Raw genomic sequence first — 19,864 nt, forward strand, 5'->3', positions numbered from 1 at the left:
CCGAACTACTCTCTATTCAATGCAATAATTGATACTTGTCTTACCATCTGTTTTGGCTCTGAACACAATTGCGGATATTTCACCCGACCAGGTAGTTCCGGGATTGATGCTTTCATTTACTTTGTACTCTATTCTGCCTTCCTTAACTGTGACACTTATGTTGGTTCCTGGTATTGTTCCGGCTGCTGTGTCCTTTTCGGCTGTAAACTCACACAAATCAATTACCTCAAGCTCATCCGGATTGTAGGTTACAACAAATTTGATGTCTCCAAAATCCTGTACATTAGCTGCCAGCAGTGAAAAATCAAATTCCTGGTCTTTTGCACATTCAAGTTCATAGGACGGGCTTGTGGTACTTTTGGTTATTGAATCACTCCAGGCCGTCACTCCTGTAATGTTCTTGCCTCTGACTCTGTATGTATGTGAAGTTCCCGGAGCAAGATTTTCATCTGTGTAGCTTGATACCTGTCCCACGTTTATCGACTCTCCATCTGCCTCCACTTCGTAGCTTATGCCTTCTTCTTTTGTCCATGTAAGCTGTACCTGGGTATCAGTTACAGTTACATTTACATTCGAAGGTGCACCCGGTAAATCCGGCAGAGTTGACAGTGCAAGCACAGCACACCACTGTCCGTTTCCATTTGCATTTTTTGTTCTGACTCTGTAGGTGTGAAATGTCTCAGCCTTAAGTCCGGTATGGTTATATACGGTATCTTTCCCATTGTCGACAACTACTCCGTCCACTTCGATGTCATATTGTGCATTTACTTCCATAGCCTGCCATGCTATTGTTACTGTTTTGTTTGTGACCACTGCTGCCAGGTTTGCTATAATGGCAGCTCCCGTTGTCGAACTGCTCTCTTCCTGTGGTAATGTGGCAATTTCAATAGGATTGCTCCATTCACCATTCCCGCTTATATTAACAGCTCTTATCCTATATGAATGTTCAGTTCCGGGAGTCAGGTTTTCATTTGTGTATGACATTCCTTTTGTATTCACTGTAGTTTTTTCATCTACTTGCAGATCGTAACTTTCTGCATAAGGTGAACTATACCAGGTCAGAGTTATGGAGTTCTGTTCTGCCGTTGCCATAATATTTTTGGGCACAGACGGTATGTCTGGCCATGTGGTTACTGTAACAGGCTCGCTCCATTGACTTTTGCCGCCTTTGTTATATGCTCTTATTCTGTATTTATGGCTTGTATTGGTTAATAATTCTTCATGAGTGTAAGTATTTGTTTCAACTTGAATTATTCTGCCGTCAACTTCCAGCTCATAACCTTCAGCCCTATCAGGAACTTCCCATATCAGGGTTATATTTTTCATTGTCGGCTTTCCAGTTAAATTTCCAGGTATTTCAGGAGGATTGGGAAGTGTACTTATTTCTTTATACGGACTCCATTCACTGCTTCCTCCATCATTTATTGCCCGGATACGGTATTTGTGTATAGTATCAGGATCCAATCCTTCGTCTGTATACGTGGTATTTATACCTGTGTTTATTGTTTTTCCGTCAGCCTCTATTTCATAGCCGGTTGCCTTATCTACTGCATCCCAGTTAATTGTTATTGCGGACTGTGTTGTATATGTTTCTGTTATCACAGGCGTCTCAGGTGGATTGGGGTAAGTAGCGGCCTGCACAATATCGCTCCAGGGTCCTGTTCCTCCTGCGTTTATGACTCTGAGCCTGTATGTGTGTAAGGTTTCGGCCTCCAGCCCATTCTGAGTATATGTGGTTGCCGTACCATTACTTGAAATTTTTCCATCAGCCTCTATTTCGTAGCCGGTTGCACCACTTACAGCCTCCCATTTTAGAGTAATATACGTTATTCCTTTTTTATCGGCATTAACTTTCGGAGGCAGTGCGAGGGTTGTCCCAGCTTTTTGAGTTGCAGCAGTCTCAATTCCTTCGTCATTTTTTGCTTTAATTGTAAAATTGTATTGAGTGTTTTCTGTCAATCCTGTTACAATTATTTTTTTGCCGGGTACTGTAATCCACTCCGGTGATGAAGTTAAAATCCCGGATGCATTTACATATCTTGAACCTGCCATAATCTGATACTGTGTTACAGCAGGATTGGAGTCATTTATTAATAAATCCAATGAGGTTTCTTTATTGTTATTTATATTGAGTTGCGGAACCTGGGCCTTCGTTCTTACGTTGCTCTCTTTAAATGAAACATTTCCCGCTTTATCCCTGGCTTCATATTTTACGTAATATGCAGTATTGGGAGTCAGGGAGCCAATTGTGTATGACGTATTGTTAACCCAGTTTGAAACAGTGCTGCCGGCTGTATATCGATATTGCATTGAAGCCCCATCTGAAACTGTGTCTGTGGCAGAACCTGTAATATTTATACTTGTGGCGTCAGCAGTTATGTTTACTGCTCCTATAACCGGAGGTGAGCTGTCTACTATCACGTCAACTGACATGGCTATGGGGCCTGCTTTTCCGTAAATCACTTCAAATTTAAACGTATGCAGACCCTCTGCTAAGGTACTTATATCTAAAGCATTAAAATCCACTTGCTGAGCGGTAGCAGTGTTGGATATGGTTTTTGTCTCTTTCTCAACTGAATCTATGTAATATTTACACGTTAAACTATTACCGTCTGGGTCGGAGACTGTAATGGAGGGGGTGCAGCTATGCCCTTTTGATAATATCTCATTTGCAGAAGGTGAGTTAATTTTTTTCTTAACATACCAGTAACCATCTGTGTGAATACCATTGTTAGGATAAGTACCGTCAGGTGCAATAATATTCGATTGTACAAGTGTCTTTGCAACTTCTCTTGTTTTGCCTGTTGGAACGTAGAATTCGGTTTTAGATAGACAGCCATTGTCCCATTTATTTGCTGTGTTCTCGGTTATATCCAGCCATTTCAGTCCTATATAGCTGCCTTTTGTCCCTGGATATATACCACTTTTCATTATATGCTCAGTTATTGTCCAATAGCCTTCCTTTTCAGTATATTCTAAAACCTTATAACTTGTAGAATTAATTGGCGTATATATAAACCCACTAGAGCTAAAACCCACTTCTGCATAATCACTCAGTTTAATTATCGGTGAATCCCAATTCCAATCTACATTAAAATACCCTGATGTCCAAAGGGTTTCACGATAGCCATATGAGCGTGGATCACTAACTTCAGCTTCAAAGACAAAATAATGAGCATCCTTATGCTCGTATACTTCATGCTCATACTGTGTCTTAGTAGAATACTTGTCATAATAATCAACAGAGCTTGTTGCTTTTTTGACATACCAGTAACCATCCGTATGCAAACCATTGTCAGGGTAACTTCCATCAGGAGCAATAATATTCAATTCCACAGGTGTATTTGCAGCTTGTCTTGTTCTTCCAGTTGGCTTGAAGAACTCTGTCTTAGAAAGACAACCCCTGTCCAATGTGTTTTCTGTATCTTCTGTTACATCTAACCATTTTAGTCCAAGGTAATTACCTTTTGAGCCACGATAAATACCATAAGTATATGAGTATACTGTTAATTGGATATATTCCTCTCTCTTATCTGAGTCATATTTCCATTGATAATAATTTTCAATGTACTTGTAAGGATTATCTGTTAATTCGTATAAGCGACCTGTCATCTTACTACTGTCAGATGCATAAATATATATCTCACCATATGTACCTAAAGATGCTTTGGATGTAATAGGATCTATTTTTATATTTAGATACCCTTGTTTGAAGAAAGAACTGCCATTTTTATAATATGTGGATGATTCTTCCTTGCAAATATAAGTATTATAGGCATATAGATGTTCATACGCCTCATGTTCATACTGAGTTTTTACAGTATATTTGTCATAATAATAACTTGGTGTTGCTGCGTCCGTTCTCTGTCCAAACTCAACAAAATATCCATTCTCTATATTCCCAAATGATACCGAGATAAAAATATTCAATAGTAAAAAAAACGTTATAATCTTCCTTGCTCGTCTTATCATATTCAAACACCTTTACTCTATAGTGAAATTAATTTGTACCTTACCATCCACTTTTGCCTTGAATACCATTGCAGATATTTCACCAGACCAGGCAGTTCCGGGATTGATGCTTTCATTTACTCTGTACTCAATTCTGCCTTCCTTAACTGTGACACTTATGTTGGTTCCTGATATTGCTCCTGTTGCTGTGTCCTTTCCGGCTTTGAACTCACACAAGTCAACTACCTCAAGCTCATCCGGATTGTAGGTTACAACAAATGTGATGTCTCCGAAGTCCTGTACATTAGCTGCCAGCAGTGAAAAATCAAATTCCTGGTCTTTTGTACATTCAAGCTCATAGGACGGGCTTGTGGTACTCTTCATTATTGAATCACTCCAGGCCGTCACTCCTGTAATGTTCTTGCCTCTGACTCTGTATGTGTGTGAGGTTCCCGGAGCAAGATTTTCATCTGTGTAGTTTGATACCTGTCCTACATTTATCGACTCTCCGTCGGCCTCCACTTCGTAGCTTATGCCTTCTTCTTTTGTCCATGTAAGCTGTACCTGGGTATCAGTTACCGTTACATTTACATTCGAAGGTGCACCCGGTAAATCCGGCAGGGTTGACAGTGCAAGTACAGCACACCACTGCCCGTTTCCATTTACATTCTTTGTTCTGACTCTGTAGGTGTGAAATGTCTCAGCCTTAAGTCCGGTATGGTTGAATACGGTATCTTTCCCATTGTCAAAAACTACTCCGTCTACTTCGATGTCATATTGTGCATTTACTTCCACGGCCTGCCATGCTATTATTACTGTTTTGTTTGTAACCACTGCTGCCAGGTTTGCTATAATGGCTGCTCCTGTTGTTGAACTGCTCTCTTCCTGTGGTAACGTAGAGATTTCAATAGGATTGCTCCATTCACCATTCCCGCTTATATTAACAGCTCTTATCTTATATGAATGTTCAGTTCCGGAAGTCAGGTTTTCATTTGTGTATGACATTCCTTTTGTATTCACTGTAGTTTTTTCATCTACTTGCAGATCGTAACTTTCTGCATAAGGTGAACTGTACCAGGTCAGAGTTATGGAGTTCTGTTCTGCCGTTGCCATAATATTTTTGGGCACAAACGGTATGTCCGGCCATGTGGTTACTGTAACAGGCTCGCTCCATTGACTTTTGCCGCCTTTGTTATATGCTCTTATTCTGTATTTATGGCTTGTATTGGTTGATAACCCTTCATGAATGTAGGTATTGGTCTCAACTTGAAGGATCCTGCCGTCAATTTCCAGCTCATAACCTTCGGCCCTATCAGGAACTTCCCATGTCAGGGTTATATTCTTCATTGCCGGCCTTCCGGTTAAATTTCCAGGTATTTCAGGAGGGTTCGGAAGTGTGCTTATTTCTGTATATGCACTCCATTCACTGCTTCCTCCGTCATTTCCTGCTCTTACTCGGTATTTATGACTTGTATCAGGCTGTAACCCTTCATCAGTGTATGTTGTTTCCAAGTCGGTTGATATAATTTTACCGTCTGCCTCTATTTCATAGCCGGTTGCCTTATCTACTTCATCCCAGTTAATTGTTATTGCAGACTGTGTTGTATATGTTTCTGTTATCACAGGCGTCTCAGGTGGATTGGGGTAGGTAGCAGCCTGTACCACTTCACTCCAGCGTCCTGTCCCTCCTGCGTTTATGACTCTGAGCCTGTATGTATGTGAGGTTTCGGCCTCCAGCCCATTCTGAGTATATGTGGTTGCCGTACCATTACTTGAAATTTTTCCATCAGCCTCTATTTCGTAGCCCGTTGCACCACTAACCGCCTCCCATTTTAGAGTAATATACGTTATTCCTTTTTTATCGACATTAACTTTCGGAGGCAGTGCGAGGGTTGTCCCAGCTTTTTGAGTTGCAGTAGTCTCAATTCCTTCGTCATTTTTTGCTTTAATTGCAAAATTGTATTGAGTGTTTTCTGTCAATCCTGTTACAGTTATCTCTTTGCCGGGTACTGTGATCCACTCCGGTGATGAAGTTAAAATACCAGATGCATTTACATATCTTGAACCTGTGGATATCTGATATTGTGTTACAGCAGGATTGGAGTCATTTATTGATAAATCCAATGAGTTTTCTTTATTGTTATTAAAACTAATTTGCGGAACCTGGGCTTTTGTTCTTATATTTCTCTCTACAAACGAGACATTTCCCGCTTTATCCCTGGCTTCATATTTTACGTAATATACGGTATTGGGAGTCAGGGAGCCAATTGTGTATGACGTATTGTTAACCCAGTTTGAAACAGTACTGCCGACCGTATATCGATATTGTATTGAAGCTGCATCTGAAACTGTATCTGTGGCTGAACCTGTAATATTCATACTTGTGGCGTCAGCTGTTATGTTTACAGTTCCCAAAATCGGTGGTGAGTTGTCTACTATAACATCAACCGACTTGGTTACTGGGTCATATATACCATCGCTTACTTCAAATTTAAATGTGTGCTTGCCATCTGTTAACGTACTTATATCCAAAGCATTAAAATTCACAAGTTGAGGAGTCGCAGTATTGGATATGGCTTTTGTCTCTTTCCAAACTGAATCTATATAATATTTACAGGTTAGAGTATCCCCATCTGGATCTGAGACTGTCATTGACGGAGTAAAGTTATTAAGTTTAGATAATGTCCCGTTTCCTTTAATTGTTGATATGATAGTCGGTGGATCATTCCATACATATTCAAACTCATTATAAGGAGTATATACCTCACCAAAATATTTTGAGTCTCCAACCCACACACTTATATCAGCACTAAATATTAATCTAGTTCCATGTGGTATTGAATACGGAAGGCTAACAGTACCGGATATATCATCATGATTTAAAGAATACAAAGTACCCGTATTGGGAGTTGGATTATTAAAATAAAGATAGCACTCTGATAATTGATATCCTGTTGAATCAAAAACTTTTATTTTTATTGTTGTACCACTGTTTATTCCTGTTCTTAAACCTGTATTGTAATAGTCTGTACTATAATCTCCGGCTATAGCTTTAACGCTAAAATATACTTGATTATTATTCCCTGTTATTGCAGCAGTGATCTTACCTGTTAGATTTGCTCTCAAACTTCCAACTACATCAACAGGATAAGGCGGATTACCATATTCCCAATAATCACATATCTTATCACTATAATTATTTATTCTAAAATTAACGCTATTAATACTGGCTGCCTTTACATCCTGTCCAAACTCAACAAAATACCCATTCTCTATATTCCCAAATGATACCGAAATAAAAATATTCAATAGTAAAAAAAACGTTATAATCTTCCTTGCTCGTTTTATCATATTCAAACACCTTTACTCTATAGTGAAATTAATTTGTACCTTACTATCCACTTTTGCCCTGAATACCATTGCAGATATTTCACCCGACCAGGTAGTTCCGGGGTTGATGCTTTCATTTACTCTGTACTCTATTCTGCCTTCCTTAACTGTGACACTTATATTGGTTCCTGATATTGCTCCTGTTGCTGTGTCCTTTCCGGCTGTGAACTCGCACAAATCCATTACTTCCAGTTCCTCGGGATTGTAGGTTACAACAAATGTGATGTCTCCGAAGTCCTGTACATTAGCTGCCAGCAGTGAAAAATCAAATTCCTGGTCTTTTGCACATTCAAGCTCGTAGGACGGGCTTGTGGTACTCTTCATTATTGAATCACTCCAGGCCGTTACTCCTGTAATGTTCTTGCCTCTGACTCTGTATGTGTGTGAGGTTCCCGGAGCAAGATTTTCATCTGTGTAGTTTGATACCTGTCCTACATTTATCGACTCTCCGTCGGCCTCCACTTCGTAGCTTATGCCTTCTTCTTTTGTCCATGTAAGCTGTACCTGGGTATCAGTTACCGTTACATTTACATTCGAAGGTGCACCCGGTAAATCCGGCAGGGTTGACAGTGCAAGTACAGCACACCACTGTCCGTTTCCATTTGCATTTTTTGTTCTGACTCTGTAGGTGTGAAATGTCTCAGCCTTAAGTCCGGTATGGTTGAATACGGTATCTTTCCCATTGTCAAAAACTACTCCGTCTACTTCGATGTCATATTGTGCATTTACTTCCACGGCCTGCCATGCTATTATTACTGTTTTGTTTGTAACCACTGCTGCCAGGTTTGCTATAATGGCTGCTCCTGTTGTTGAACTGCTCTCTTCCTGTGGTAATGTGGCAATTTCAATAGGATTGCTCCATTCACCATTCCCGCTTATATTAACAGCTCTTATCTTATATGAATGTTCAGTTCCGGAAGTCAGGTTTTCATTTGTGTATGACATTCCTTTTGTATTCACTGTAGTTTTTTCATCTATCTGTACATCATAGCTTTCTGCATAAGGTGAACTGTACCAGGTCAAAGTTATGGAGTTCTGTTCTGCCGTTGCCATAATATTTTTGGGAACAGACGGTATGTCCGGCCATGTGGTTACTGTAACAGGCTCGCTCCATTGACTTTTGCCGCCTTTGTTATATGCTCTTATTCTGTATTTATGGCTTGTATTGGTTGATAACCCTTCATGAATGTAGGTATTGGTCTCAACTTGAAGGATCCTGCCGTCAATTTCCAGCTCATAACCTTCGGCCCTATCAGGGACTTCCCATGTCAGGGTTATATTCTTCATTGTCGGCTTTCCAGTTAAATTTCCAGGTATTTCAGGAGGATTGGGAAGTGTGCTTATTTCTGTATATGCACTCCATTCACTGCTTCCTCCATCATTTATTGCCCGAACACGGTATTTGTGTGTCGAATCAGGATTCAATCCTTCGTCCGTATACGTGGTATTTATACCTGTATTTATAATTTTACCGTCTACCTCTATTTCATAGCCGGTTGCCTTATCTACTGCATCCCAGTTAATTGTTATTGCAGACTGTGTTGTATATGTTTCTGCTATCACAGGCGTTTCAGGTGGATAGGGGTAGGTAGCGGCCTGCACAATATCACTCCAGGGTCCCGTCCCTCCTGCGTTTATGACTCTGAGCCTGTATGTGTGTGAGGTTTCGGCCTCCAGCCCATTCTGAGTATATGTGGTTGCCGTACCATTACTTGAGATTTTTCCGTCAGCCTCTATTTCATAACCGGTTGCACCACTAACCGCCTCCCATTTTAGATTAATATACGTTATTCCTTTTTTATCGACATTAACTTTCGGAGGCAGAGCAAGGGTTGTCCCAGCTTTTTGAGTTGCAGCACTCTCAATTCCTTCGTCATTTTTTGCTTTAATTGCAAAATTGTATTGGGTGTTTTCTGTCAATCCTGTTACAGTTATTTTTTTGCCGGGTACTGTAATCCACTCCGGTGATGAAGTTAAAATCCCGGATGCATTTACATATCTTGAACCTGCCATAATCTGATACTGTGTTACAGCAGGATTGGAGTCATTTATTAATAAATCCAATGAGGTTTCTTTATTGTTATTTATATTGAGTTGCGGAACCTGGGCCTTCGTTCTTACGTTGCTCTCTTTAAATGAAACATTTCCCGCTTTATCCCTGGCTTCATATTTTACGTAATATGCAGTATTGGGAGTCAGGGAGCCAATTGTGTATGACGTATTGTTAACCCAGTTTGAAACAGTACTGCCAGCTGTATATCGATATTGCATTGAAGCCCCATCTGAAACTGTGTCTGTGGCAGAACCTGAAATATTTATACTTGTGGCGTCAGCAGTTATGTTTACTGCTCCTATAACCGGAGGTGAATTGTCTACTATCACGTCGACTGACACGGTCATTGGACTAGCATTACCGTCACTTACTTCAAATTTAAAAGTATGATTGCCATCTGACAAAGTATTTATATCTAAAGCACTAAAATTCACAAGTTGTGCAGTAGCCGTGTTGGATATGGTTTTTGTCTCTTTCTCGGCTGAGTCTATATAGTATTTGCAGGTTAGAGTATCTCCATTTGGATTTGTGACTGAGATAGATGGTGTAAAATTATTCCCTTTTGATAACACCTCATTCGCAATAGGTGAGTTTATTGATAATGAGCCTTTATTTACATACCAATAGCCATCTGTGTGTTTTCCATTAACAGGATAAGTACCATTTGGAGCAATAATATTTGATTCAAGTAAAGAAACCTTTATGTCTCTCTTTCTACTTATGGTATAACCACAGTATTCCCCATAAATAACTTGTCCCCCAGAAAAACCATAAGAATAATACCTATATATTTTTTCTTCTGGAGCGAAATTAGAATTAACACTTGGTGTTCTTTTAAGCCAACAATACCCGGTTACAGTAGAGTAGTCCCAAGGGCATGACATGCTAACATAACCATCACTTTCTAGTGTTAAAACTGTTATAGGAGAAGAAACTTCACCATCGCAAAATTCGTAGTAGTCCCATATTACATCACTGTATTGGCCTGTACGCAAAGTCTCATTACTGTGATCTAAATACCACTCACTTGTTGAGGAATACTTATCATAATAACAGCTTGCATTAGCCGCCCTAGCCTCCTGCCCAAACTCAATAAAATGCCCGCTTTCCATATTCCCAAATGAAACAGATATAAAAATACCCAATAATAAAACAAATGTTAAAACCCTAATAGCCAGCTTTGTCATATTTCCACCCTGACACAATAAAAAATATATTAAAATACCTTTACATCCGTTTTATCTCTGCTATTCAACCGTATACGACATGGTTGTCTCTTTATTGGTTTGGGACAGGAATCTGATAATAACTATTTCTCCCTTATCCGCATCCTCTACGCCATATACAATCTTACCGCCGGCAAATTCCTTTATGGTTATGTTTGTTCCGTCAATTTTTCCAGTCTCCAATTCCAGCCCTTGGGTAACTGCGTATAGATCAACCACCTCAAGATCGTCAGCATTATATCTGACAACTATGTCATAGCTGCTTACATCTTTTTTGGGCACTGCTATAACGAAATTAAATCCGGTATCCTTATCAACTTTTATAACCAGTTCTTCCTTGGTGTTGACTCTTATAAGCTCAGTCCATTCACTGCAAACTCCATCTATATTTACAGCTCTTACCCTGTATTCATGTACCGAGTTAGGTTCAAGTCCTGTAATTTTATATGTTAATTCAGTTATGTTGCCGATAATTTCTCCGTCAGCTTCAATCTCAAAGCTTATGGCACCCTGAGTTGTTGTTTCCGGACTACCAGCCCCGGAGGATGTTGTTTGCCATGTCAATATTGCTTCGTTGATTGTCATGTCTGCCTTGAAGCTGACAGGTACATCCGGGCCTGTTGCCTGAGTCAGTTCCGTACTCCAATCACTCACACCATTTATATTTTTTGCCCTGACACGGTAGCTATGCTGAGTATTTGGCAAAAGTTCAGTATGCTCATACAATGTCTTTGCATTAGTACTTACAACATTGCCGTCTGCCATTATTTCATAGCCTTGAGCTCCGTCAACCTCATCCCAGGTTATTATTATTGAATTGCTCTTTGATAAGACCACTATTCCTGCCGGAGCTGCCACGTTGGTAAACGCAGATATCTTATCAGTCCAATCACCTATATTTTCATTATCCTTTGCCCTGACCATATAAGTGTGCATGGTATTGGGGGCAAGGTCTGTATGACTGTATGTATTTGTGACTACATTGTCAATGATTTTTCCGTCCGCCATTACATCATAGCCGGTCGCACCATCAACTTCCTCCCACCTGATATCTATTGATATGCTGCTGGAAGTTGTCGCTTCCAATTTCGCGGGTTTTCCGAGCTTTGTTGTTTTAACGCTGGTATCGCTCCACTCTCCGGCTTCACTGCCCTTATATGCCCTTACCCTGTAGGTATGCTTAATGCCGGAATCAAGTGCAGTCTGTGTATATTCCGTATTTGCATCCAGTTTAATTTCGGTGCCGTCTATTTCAAGGCCATATCCATCAGCACCAACTACCATATCCCATTCGATTTTCACTTCATTTCCACTTACTGTAACCTTCAAGTTTGCGGGTGCTGCAAGTAATGTCGATTTCTTTAATTCCTCTGTCCACCCACCTATGACATTGCCATTTCTGGCTCTGACCCTATAGGTATGTTCTTCATTTCTGCCAAGGTTATCATGCAGAAATTCCGTTTTATTATCGTTAAAAATCACAGTCCCATCCACTTCAATGTCATAACCTGACGCGCCCTCAACACCATCCCACCTCAATGATATAGTACTTCCTGAAACTGTTGATACTGCGAAATCAGCAGGTACAGAAGGCAATGTGACTCCTGTGATCAACTCGCTCCATTCACCCGTTCCAATATCATTCTTTGGGCGGGCTCTATAAGTATGGGTGGTATTTGGCTTGAGGTTTGAATGGAGATATTCATTTTTGTCCAGTTCAATTACCTGGGAGCCGTCTATCTCCAATTCATATGAGGCAGCACCTGCCTGCGCATCCCATGTAACCTTTAATTTGTCATCCCATCCCTGAATTTGCATATTCAGAGCCGAATCAGGCAAAGTCGATTTGACAACCAGCTCACTCCATTGTCCTGCTCCGCTTGAATTTTTGGCTCTTACGCGATATGTCCTCTGTGAGTTTGACTGTAAGTCATACTGCGTGTATGTGGTATTATTCAAGTTATCCTCAGGTGAACCGTAAACCTCAACATCATAACCTGATGCTCCCTTTACAGGATTCCAATTCAAAGTTATAGTTGATTTTGTAGATGTTATTGATATAGCCTCAGGTGCTTCAGGCAATGTCCAGATTTCATATAACTCCGACCATTCTCCGAGCAGAGCATCGCCTTTTGCCTGAATTCTAACAGATTTCATGGTACCCGGCTCAAGACCGTCTATCTTATATGATGTCTGTTGTCCGTTGTCAATTCTATCCCCGTCGACCTCTATAAAATACTGCCTGGCACCTTCGACTTTATCCCATGAAATAGAGATGGCACTTTCAGATGCAGTTTGAATCAGCTTAAACTTATCGCTTATCGGCACTATACCTGTGACATAATTACTCCAGGGGCCTGCTATTATGGCATTTCTGAGTCTAACTCTATATGTATGCCTGGTCCCGGGTATCAGGTTTAAATTTGTATAGGTATTTGATGTAATATTTCTAACCAGGACCCCGTCTGCTTCAACTTCATAACCTGTACAACCGATTGCTTCATCCCAGTCAAGTGTTATTTGCCTGTCCGACTCTGTAATTTTGAGATTCAGAGGTGCAGCTATGGGCTCTACACCATAAACCAACTTATCATTAATATATCCTGTTACTCTGTTATAATCGGCATAGGTGTCACCGGATTTCCTGAATGAATAGTCGTCAGTCTGAATAAATTCAGTTTTATCCTTTTTTTCTATTCTGCATTGCAATTCAACAACATCATTTTGATTTAATAATCCCGCACCTTCCTTAAAGGTTATTTCAAGGCAATAATCCACCCCATCCGTTTTACCGGGTATTTTTACAAATCTCCCGGTCACATTGCCATTGCCTATATTTGACAGATCACAAAAAAAGTTTTGTTCACTTTCCCCATTTACTGTATAGTAATATCTGATTTTTACACTTGATAGTTTAATTGGGGTATTTCCGTTATTATACAGCTTGTATCTCGGAAATAAAGTATTTATATTGGAGGATTTATTAGGGCTGTATGTCTCAAGCTTTATTGATTCCAAAACCTTACTTCCCTGCTTTTCTCTGACAGTCTTTATCTTCTGGTAGCCGTTATTGTTTTTATCCTTGGCATTAACAGGATAAGTATTTGAACTGCCGGCTTCCTCGGCCATAACAATACTTCCTGCAGCAACCGTTTGAAATAACATAATTACACTCAATATTACCGCCAGCTTTTTTTTATGTAACAGCTTCTTCACGCTCTTTTCCTCCATTAAATAACAAGATTATTGTCTGCAGTCACTCTAATTTAAGGAACAATCGTTATCGGCACATCTTCAAAACCACCAAATGGCATACCCGACTTATATGTCAGTTGAGAGTCACTATCCAAATTGTCATGAATTGATGCTGAATAGGTAAGTGACGCCGTCGACCAGTCAATCTTTGATAATTCAACCGGTACATTTTTTTGGTTTATCACTATTTGACCATTATTATTAAAGACCTTCCCTCTCAAAGTGTAACTGACCCCATCAACCTTCAGGGTAAACAAACATCCGAACATGCCTCCGTCACTATACAAATTGTTAACCTGCGGAAGATTTACTTTTATTGAATTGGTACTGCTGCTGTAAGTTATGGAATCGGGCATTATACCGGCTTCCTGGGTAGTACCTGGAGTTATTTCTATGGCTATTTTAAAATTAACTGTTTCTCCGCTAAAGTTTGTAGCTGTCGTTCCGTCTTTAGGCGCCGGTGTCAGCATAATAAAGTACTTGTCACCCTCGGAAAGCGAAGGAACATTGTCCAAACAAATATACAGTTTATGATAATCTCCTGAATTGCTCCAGATCCTGAGAACGTCCGATTCAGTATTTACAGGTGTCAAATGCTGGCGGTCAGGTCCCTTGTCTATGGTAAAGTCATATGAATTGTAGTCCAATAAAGCAAAGTTCATTTTTATATAGATGTATTTCCCCTGGCTGGACACAGCTGTGTCATTTGATGAAATACCATAGTTTACAGTTTTTACAGGTATATTTAAAAAGCTTTCCACCTTGTTCGGTGCAGCAGCATTATCCTGTAGTGAGTCTCCCTGATACAGTTTGTTATAGCTTATTGTCAAATCGTTATTAAAATCATTTATACCGTCAACTGAGAGCTCCACAGTCCCCTTGTCCGGGGCAATATTCCTTAGGCTGATTCCGGTTATGCTTATTGCAGCCGGACTTGTTACATCACCGTCTGTTGTAATAGCTCCTGGACTTGTAGTATTGTTAGTTATTGTAAAAGCACCCGTCTCAGGTATTGAGTCGGTATTTAAAGCTTCATCAAAGTAGAGAGTTATTTTATTGTAGCTCCTGTTTATGTATATACCGTTGTTGTATACGACCGGAGCGGTATTATCCTGCTGAGCAGTGTCGGCAGACAGAAATTCTATCATCACGGGTTCTTGAGAAATGACGCCTGTGCTTCCCTTAAGTACAAAATACATCTTAATGTTATTAATACCTTTAACCGTAACCTGGGTTGCTACCTCATGCTCATTTGTGTCGCATACTTGGAGGAAAGGTGCCTCATCGACCTCAACCAGGCCATCTTCTGCACCGCAATGACCGTGTATGACTTCTTCTGACGTAGCATCAAAAAGCGGATTCATCTGATTTACAAGCATAAATACATCTACAGGATTTTCATTGCTTGCATCCTTAAGTTTTACTATCAGTTTTATTTTTTTATCGCCGGTCACCGAAAACTTCGGATATCCTTCTTCAAAACGTTCATCCAACGTTACCGGCTTGTTCCACCCACTCCATTTGGCATATAAAGTAATGTTTGAAGTAATAGGCATATTCTGATTAAATTCCGTTGTCAGATCCTTGTCAGTGAACCATCCCATAAAAATATAACCGCTGTATGAAGGAGCTGACGGTAAGGTTATTTTTTCTCCGCTCAATACCGACATAGCTGGGACAGTTGTACCGCCATTAGCTTGAAATGTAACAATATAACTCGTTTTAGCCGAAGACTGATTTGAGGATGAGGAAGCCGTTGAAGAAGCAGCATTGCTTTCAGGAACTTTTTTTCCATTGATAACTGAATCTGCACCCTCAGCAACCGATATGCTTTTTATGTATGCTCCGCCTTTTAATATGCATTTTTGATTGAGCTGCAGCTTTTCTATCGTACCGGTTGCTTCAATATCAATATCTTTAGCATTATTTATAACAAGCTTGAATATTCCATACAATTTGACAATATGCCCTTTTGGTATACTTGAAGATATCTCAACACACCTTATTTCTCCGGATTTTAAATCTCTTGAATCTATTATTGCTCCACTATTAAGTAAAATCTTTTCAATAGCAGTAGTTCCTGATGCTGTAAGACTTATTTTTCCGTCAGCTTTATTTATCGTTATTGTACCCGATACTGAAGAATTGCCAATATACACGTTGGCTCCGCCTTTTACAATAATATCTCCGTTTATTTTCACGTTTTCAAGGCGTACATTTCCGTCGGCAGCTCCCTGGGAAATAATAATATTCCCATTTACAGTCATATCCTTAAGGGTAATGCCGGGGTTGTTGATAATGATATTTCCATTAACTATATCGCTATTATATATACCTTCTTTGGAATAGATTGCTTTAATGCAATTATCAAGTATGGTAACAATTTCTGCACGGGTAATATTGGATTTTGGGTTAAACCTTTTCTTCTGATCCCCGTTTACATAACCATTACCAGCCATTGCATTCACACTGGATACAGCCCAACTGGAAATTTGGGCGGAATCGCTGAACTTCAAATAGTCATTTTCTGTGTTTGCTTTTATTGAAAATGCATTTACCAGTATGGCAGCAGCTTCTTCACGGGTAGCATTATCCTTTGGACGGATTTCTTTATTGCTTCCGTTTATAATCCCTGCATAATTTGCCTTTAACAACGCATCGGTATAAAATTTCTGATCAAGATCTTTAAAGGTATTTTCAGCTTTATCCTGGTATTTCATTATATTGTTTATGACAACAGCAAGTTCGCCCCTTGTTATATAATCATTGGGGCGAAATTTATTATTATAGCCGTTAAAAATTCCAAGACCTGTCCATCTGTCAATTCTATCCTTGGCCCAGTGTGTTTTGGTATCAGAATAATTGGATGCAACTACGGGAGAAATAGTAGATGAAATCACAACACAAGCAATTATAATTACAGACAACAGTTTCTTTACACTCCGACTCATAAGCTGACCTCCAGATATTTAATGCTGCTTTGTGAAATACAAAATGTTATAGAATTAAGCTATATTTACTTTTTATCACATTTTTTATGAATCAATGCAACATAAAACATTTGTTTTAATATTGGCCATTTTATCATATTATAAGTAAACAAGTCAATTTATGTAAATGAATTTTTGTAAAAAATTATCAGTTAAAATATTTTATTATTTCGGTAAAAAAATAAAACCCTCCGATTATCAAATCGTGGGTTTTATATAGTAAATTCAAACCATCTTATTTATTCCGGCCTTACACCGTTATTCAGCCAGTCAGCAAACTGGTTTTCTGTTATTATGCTGATTCCCAGTTCCTTTGCCTTTTTGTTTTTTGACGAACCCGACAGGTTGTCGTTATTTATCAGGTAATTTGTCTTTGAGGTCACTGAACCTGTGACCTTTCCACCCTTTGCTTCTATAAGCTCCTTGAGCTCGTCACGGTTTTTAAACTGCTCCACCGAGCCGGTTATGACAAATACAACATCCTCAAATACCTGTTCGGTTTGAGCAGCTTCGATAATTTCAAACTCCAGCTCCTTAAGCAGATCTTCAATTATTATCTTTTTCTTTGGGTCGGCAAAAAACCTTACAAAGGCATCGGCCATAACGTCACCTATCCCGTTTATTTCTATCAATTCCGAAAATTCTGCCTTTTGTATGGCATTCCAGTCATACTTAAAGTTCCTGCATATTAATTTTGCGGTGGATAAGCCCACATTAGGTATTCCAAGACTATATAGAAGCCTCACCACAGTTGTATTTCTGGCTCTGTTGACCGAGGCAACCAGTTTGTTGAAAGACTTTTCACCCAAGCCCTCCATTTCAATAATTTCCTCTTTGAACCTATCAATATGGAATATGTCTGCAAGCTCTTTGATCAGACCTTTTGCAATAAGCTTTTCAATGGTGGCTTCAGACAGGCCTTCAATATTCATGGCATCCCTGCTCACAAAGTGGGTAAAGGACTTGATCTGCTTTGCAAGACATTCGTCATTTATGCAGTAGAGGAACTTGATGCCGTTTTCCTGCCGCAGTTCGGTTTCTCCCTGACAGACGGGACAATGCCCCGGGATATCTGCCATCCCGCTTCTTGTCAGATTTTCAGATATCTGCGGAATTATCATATTTGCCTTATAGACTCCTACGGTGTCGCCGACTCCCAGTTCCAGGCCTTCCATAATACTTATATTATGGATACTGGCTCTGCTGACTGTTGTCCCCTCCAGCTCCACAGGTTCAAATATTGCAATAGGATTTATAAGGCCTGTTCTTGAGGCACTCCATTCTATTTCCAGAAGCCTGGTTTCTTTTATTTCATCACGCCATTTGAAGGCAATTGCATCACGCGGGAACTTTGAGGTCGAGCCCAGAGATTCTCCGTATGCAATGTTGTCAAAGATCAGCACCAGCCCATCGGACGGGAAATCATTTCCTTCAATGCGGTCAAAAAACCACTGCACCGAGTCCTCAATATTTTCTGAATTGACCTCTTTAAATTCCACAACCTCAAAACCCTGATCCTTAAGCCATTTCATCTGAGCCAGCCTTGAATTGTTATATTCGGCATAATCGGCCTTAACCAGTGAAAAGGCAAAGAAATGTACATTTCTCTCTGCGGTAATTTTGTTGTTCAACTGGCGTACCGAGCCGCTGCACAAATTTCGCGGATTTTTATATTTTGCATCCACATCTTCTATTTCGCTGTTGATCTTCTCAAAATCCGAATAGCGGATTATTGCCTCTCCTCTCAAAATCAGAGTATCCTTGTAGGCAATATTTACAGGAAGATTTTTGAACACTTTTGCGTTGTTGGTGATGACTTCACCGATTTCTCCGCTTCCTCTGGTAACGGCCTTGACCAGATTTCCGCCCTCATAGGTCAATACTATGGTCAGCCCGTCCAGCTTCCAGGACAGCACACCGGTCTGATCCCCAAGCCATTCCTTCAAATCAGAAACCTCTTTTGTTTTATCCAGCGAGAGCATGGTTTTTTCATGCCGCTCCTTCGGAAGGTTTGACAGTACTTCATAACCGACATTTATTGTGGGACTGTTTGACAAAACAATTCCCGTTTCCTTTTCCATCTCTACAAGTTCGTCATAGAGCCTGTCGTATTCGATATTGGGCATAATCTCCCGGTCTTCCATATAATACGCCTTTGCAGCCTGATTCAGTATTTCAATTCTATCCTTCATTATCTGAAGCTTGTTATCCATTTCGGTTCTCCTTGTAAGATGTGTATATAAATCTGTCCTTAATACTTTTTGGCCGACCTTCCCGAACCGCCCTTTTTTCTGAACAGTATGGCATATACTGCAAAAACCGATATTGCCAGCCATAATATTCCCCAGACTACGGCAGGTATATGTGTAAGTCTGGCTATGAGTACTGCATCTGTGACAGGCATTGGTCCGACCCGGAACAGGCCGAACATGTCGTTTACCTGCAGCAGCACGGTATCTACAAAGGTGTCATATATGGCATATGTAACACTTCCTATGCCTATTATCTCAACAACCCAATCGTGGAGCCTCTCATTCTGGATCATGTACACAATAATCGCAAACGCTGCAAAAATAACCGAATAAAGCATTGTAAACGATATTATTCCCGAATACTTGAAGGTAACTCCAAGAAAAATTATTGCTATAAAACCGATTATGTATTTCTTGAACCTTGTATTCTTTAATACCAGAATAAATATTGCGAATAATACGCTTCCAAGATATCCTCCGTTTGCTATAAGAAAAGCTGACAGCCAATCTTTCGGCAGTGAGGTAACGTGCCCGCTTTCATTGAAATAAATGCTCAGACCGGTAATATTGCTTCCCGTAACCACAGCCATAAAGGCATGTCCGATTTCGTGCAGGAAAACTGTAAAAAGCTTTATGGGCTTTACGATAATAGTATTCCATAATGCCATAAGTACTACAAAAATAACAAGAACTCTCCAGGTTTGCTTCATGCTTGTTTACTCTCCATTCCAGGCTATTCAAACAGTG

Annotated in this window: 7 protein-coding genes; all 7 read right to left on the bottom strand. The window is 39.9% G+C overall.

Annotated elements, in window-relative coordinates:
* Positions 1-12 precede the first annotated feature (12 nt).
* The 7 genes from CTER_RS19210 to CTER_RS19240 all read right to left on the bottom strand — a co-directional run bounded on the left by CTER_RS19210 (position 13) and on the right by CTER_RS19240 (position 19,827).
* On the bottom strand, positions 13-3,972 hold the full coding sequence (locus tag CTER_RS19210; protein WP_004628270.1) for a fibronectin type III domain-containing protein: 3,960 nt from the start codon (positions 3,970-3,972) through the stop codon (positions 13-15).
* Between the two features lie 12 nt (positions 3,973-3,984).
* Positions 3,985-7,302, bottom strand: coding sequence for a fibronectin type III domain-containing protein (locus tag CTER_RS19215; protein WP_004628311.1), 3,318 nt, complete (start codon positions 7,300-7,302; stop codon positions 3,985-3,987).
* 12 nt (positions 7,303-7,314) lie between these two features.
* Positions 7,315-10,581, bottom strand: coding sequence for a fibronectin type III domain-containing protein (locus CTER_RS19220; RefSeq protein WP_004628461.1), 3,267 nt, complete (start codon positions 10,579-10,581; stop codon positions 7,315-7,317).
* Positions 10,582-10,641: 60 nt separating this feature from the next.
* Complete coding sequence (locus CTER_RS19225; RefSeq protein WP_004628415.1) at positions 10,642-13,836, bottom strand: fibronectin type III domain-containing protein; 3,195 nt, start codon at positions 13,834-13,836, stop codon at positions 10,642-10,644.
* Between the two features lie 50 nt (positions 13,837-13,886).
* Positions 13,887-16,826 carry an S-layer homology domain-containing protein gene (locus tag CTER_RS19230; protein ID WP_004628317.1) on the bottom strand — a complete coding sequence of 980 codons (2,940 nt, stop codon included), beginning with the start codon at positions 16,824-16,826 and terminating at the stop codon, positions 13,887-13,889.
* A 278-nt stretch (positions 16,827-17,104) separates the two neighbouring features.
* On the bottom strand, positions 17,105-19,078 hold the full coding sequence (gene ligA, locus CTER_RS19235; RefSeq protein ID WP_004628485.1) for an NAD-dependent DNA ligase LigA: 1,974 nt from the start codon (positions 19,076-19,078) through the stop codon (positions 17,105-17,107).
* A gap of 38 nt (positions 19,079-19,116) precedes the next feature.
* Positions 19,117-19,827 carry a M50 family metallopeptidase gene (locus CTER_RS19240; protein ID WP_004628319.1) on the bottom strand — a complete coding sequence of 237 codons (711 nt, stop codon included), beginning with the start codon at positions 19,825-19,827 and terminating at the stop codon, positions 19,117-19,119.
* Between the last annotated feature and the right edge of the window lie 37 nt (positions 19,828-19,864).

Source organism: Ruminiclostridium cellobioparum subsp. termitidis CT1112 (assembly GCF_000350485.1).
Classification (GTDB): domain Bacteria; phylum Bacillota; class Clostridia; order Acetivibrionales; family DSM-1351; genus Ruminiclostridium; species Ruminiclostridium termitidis.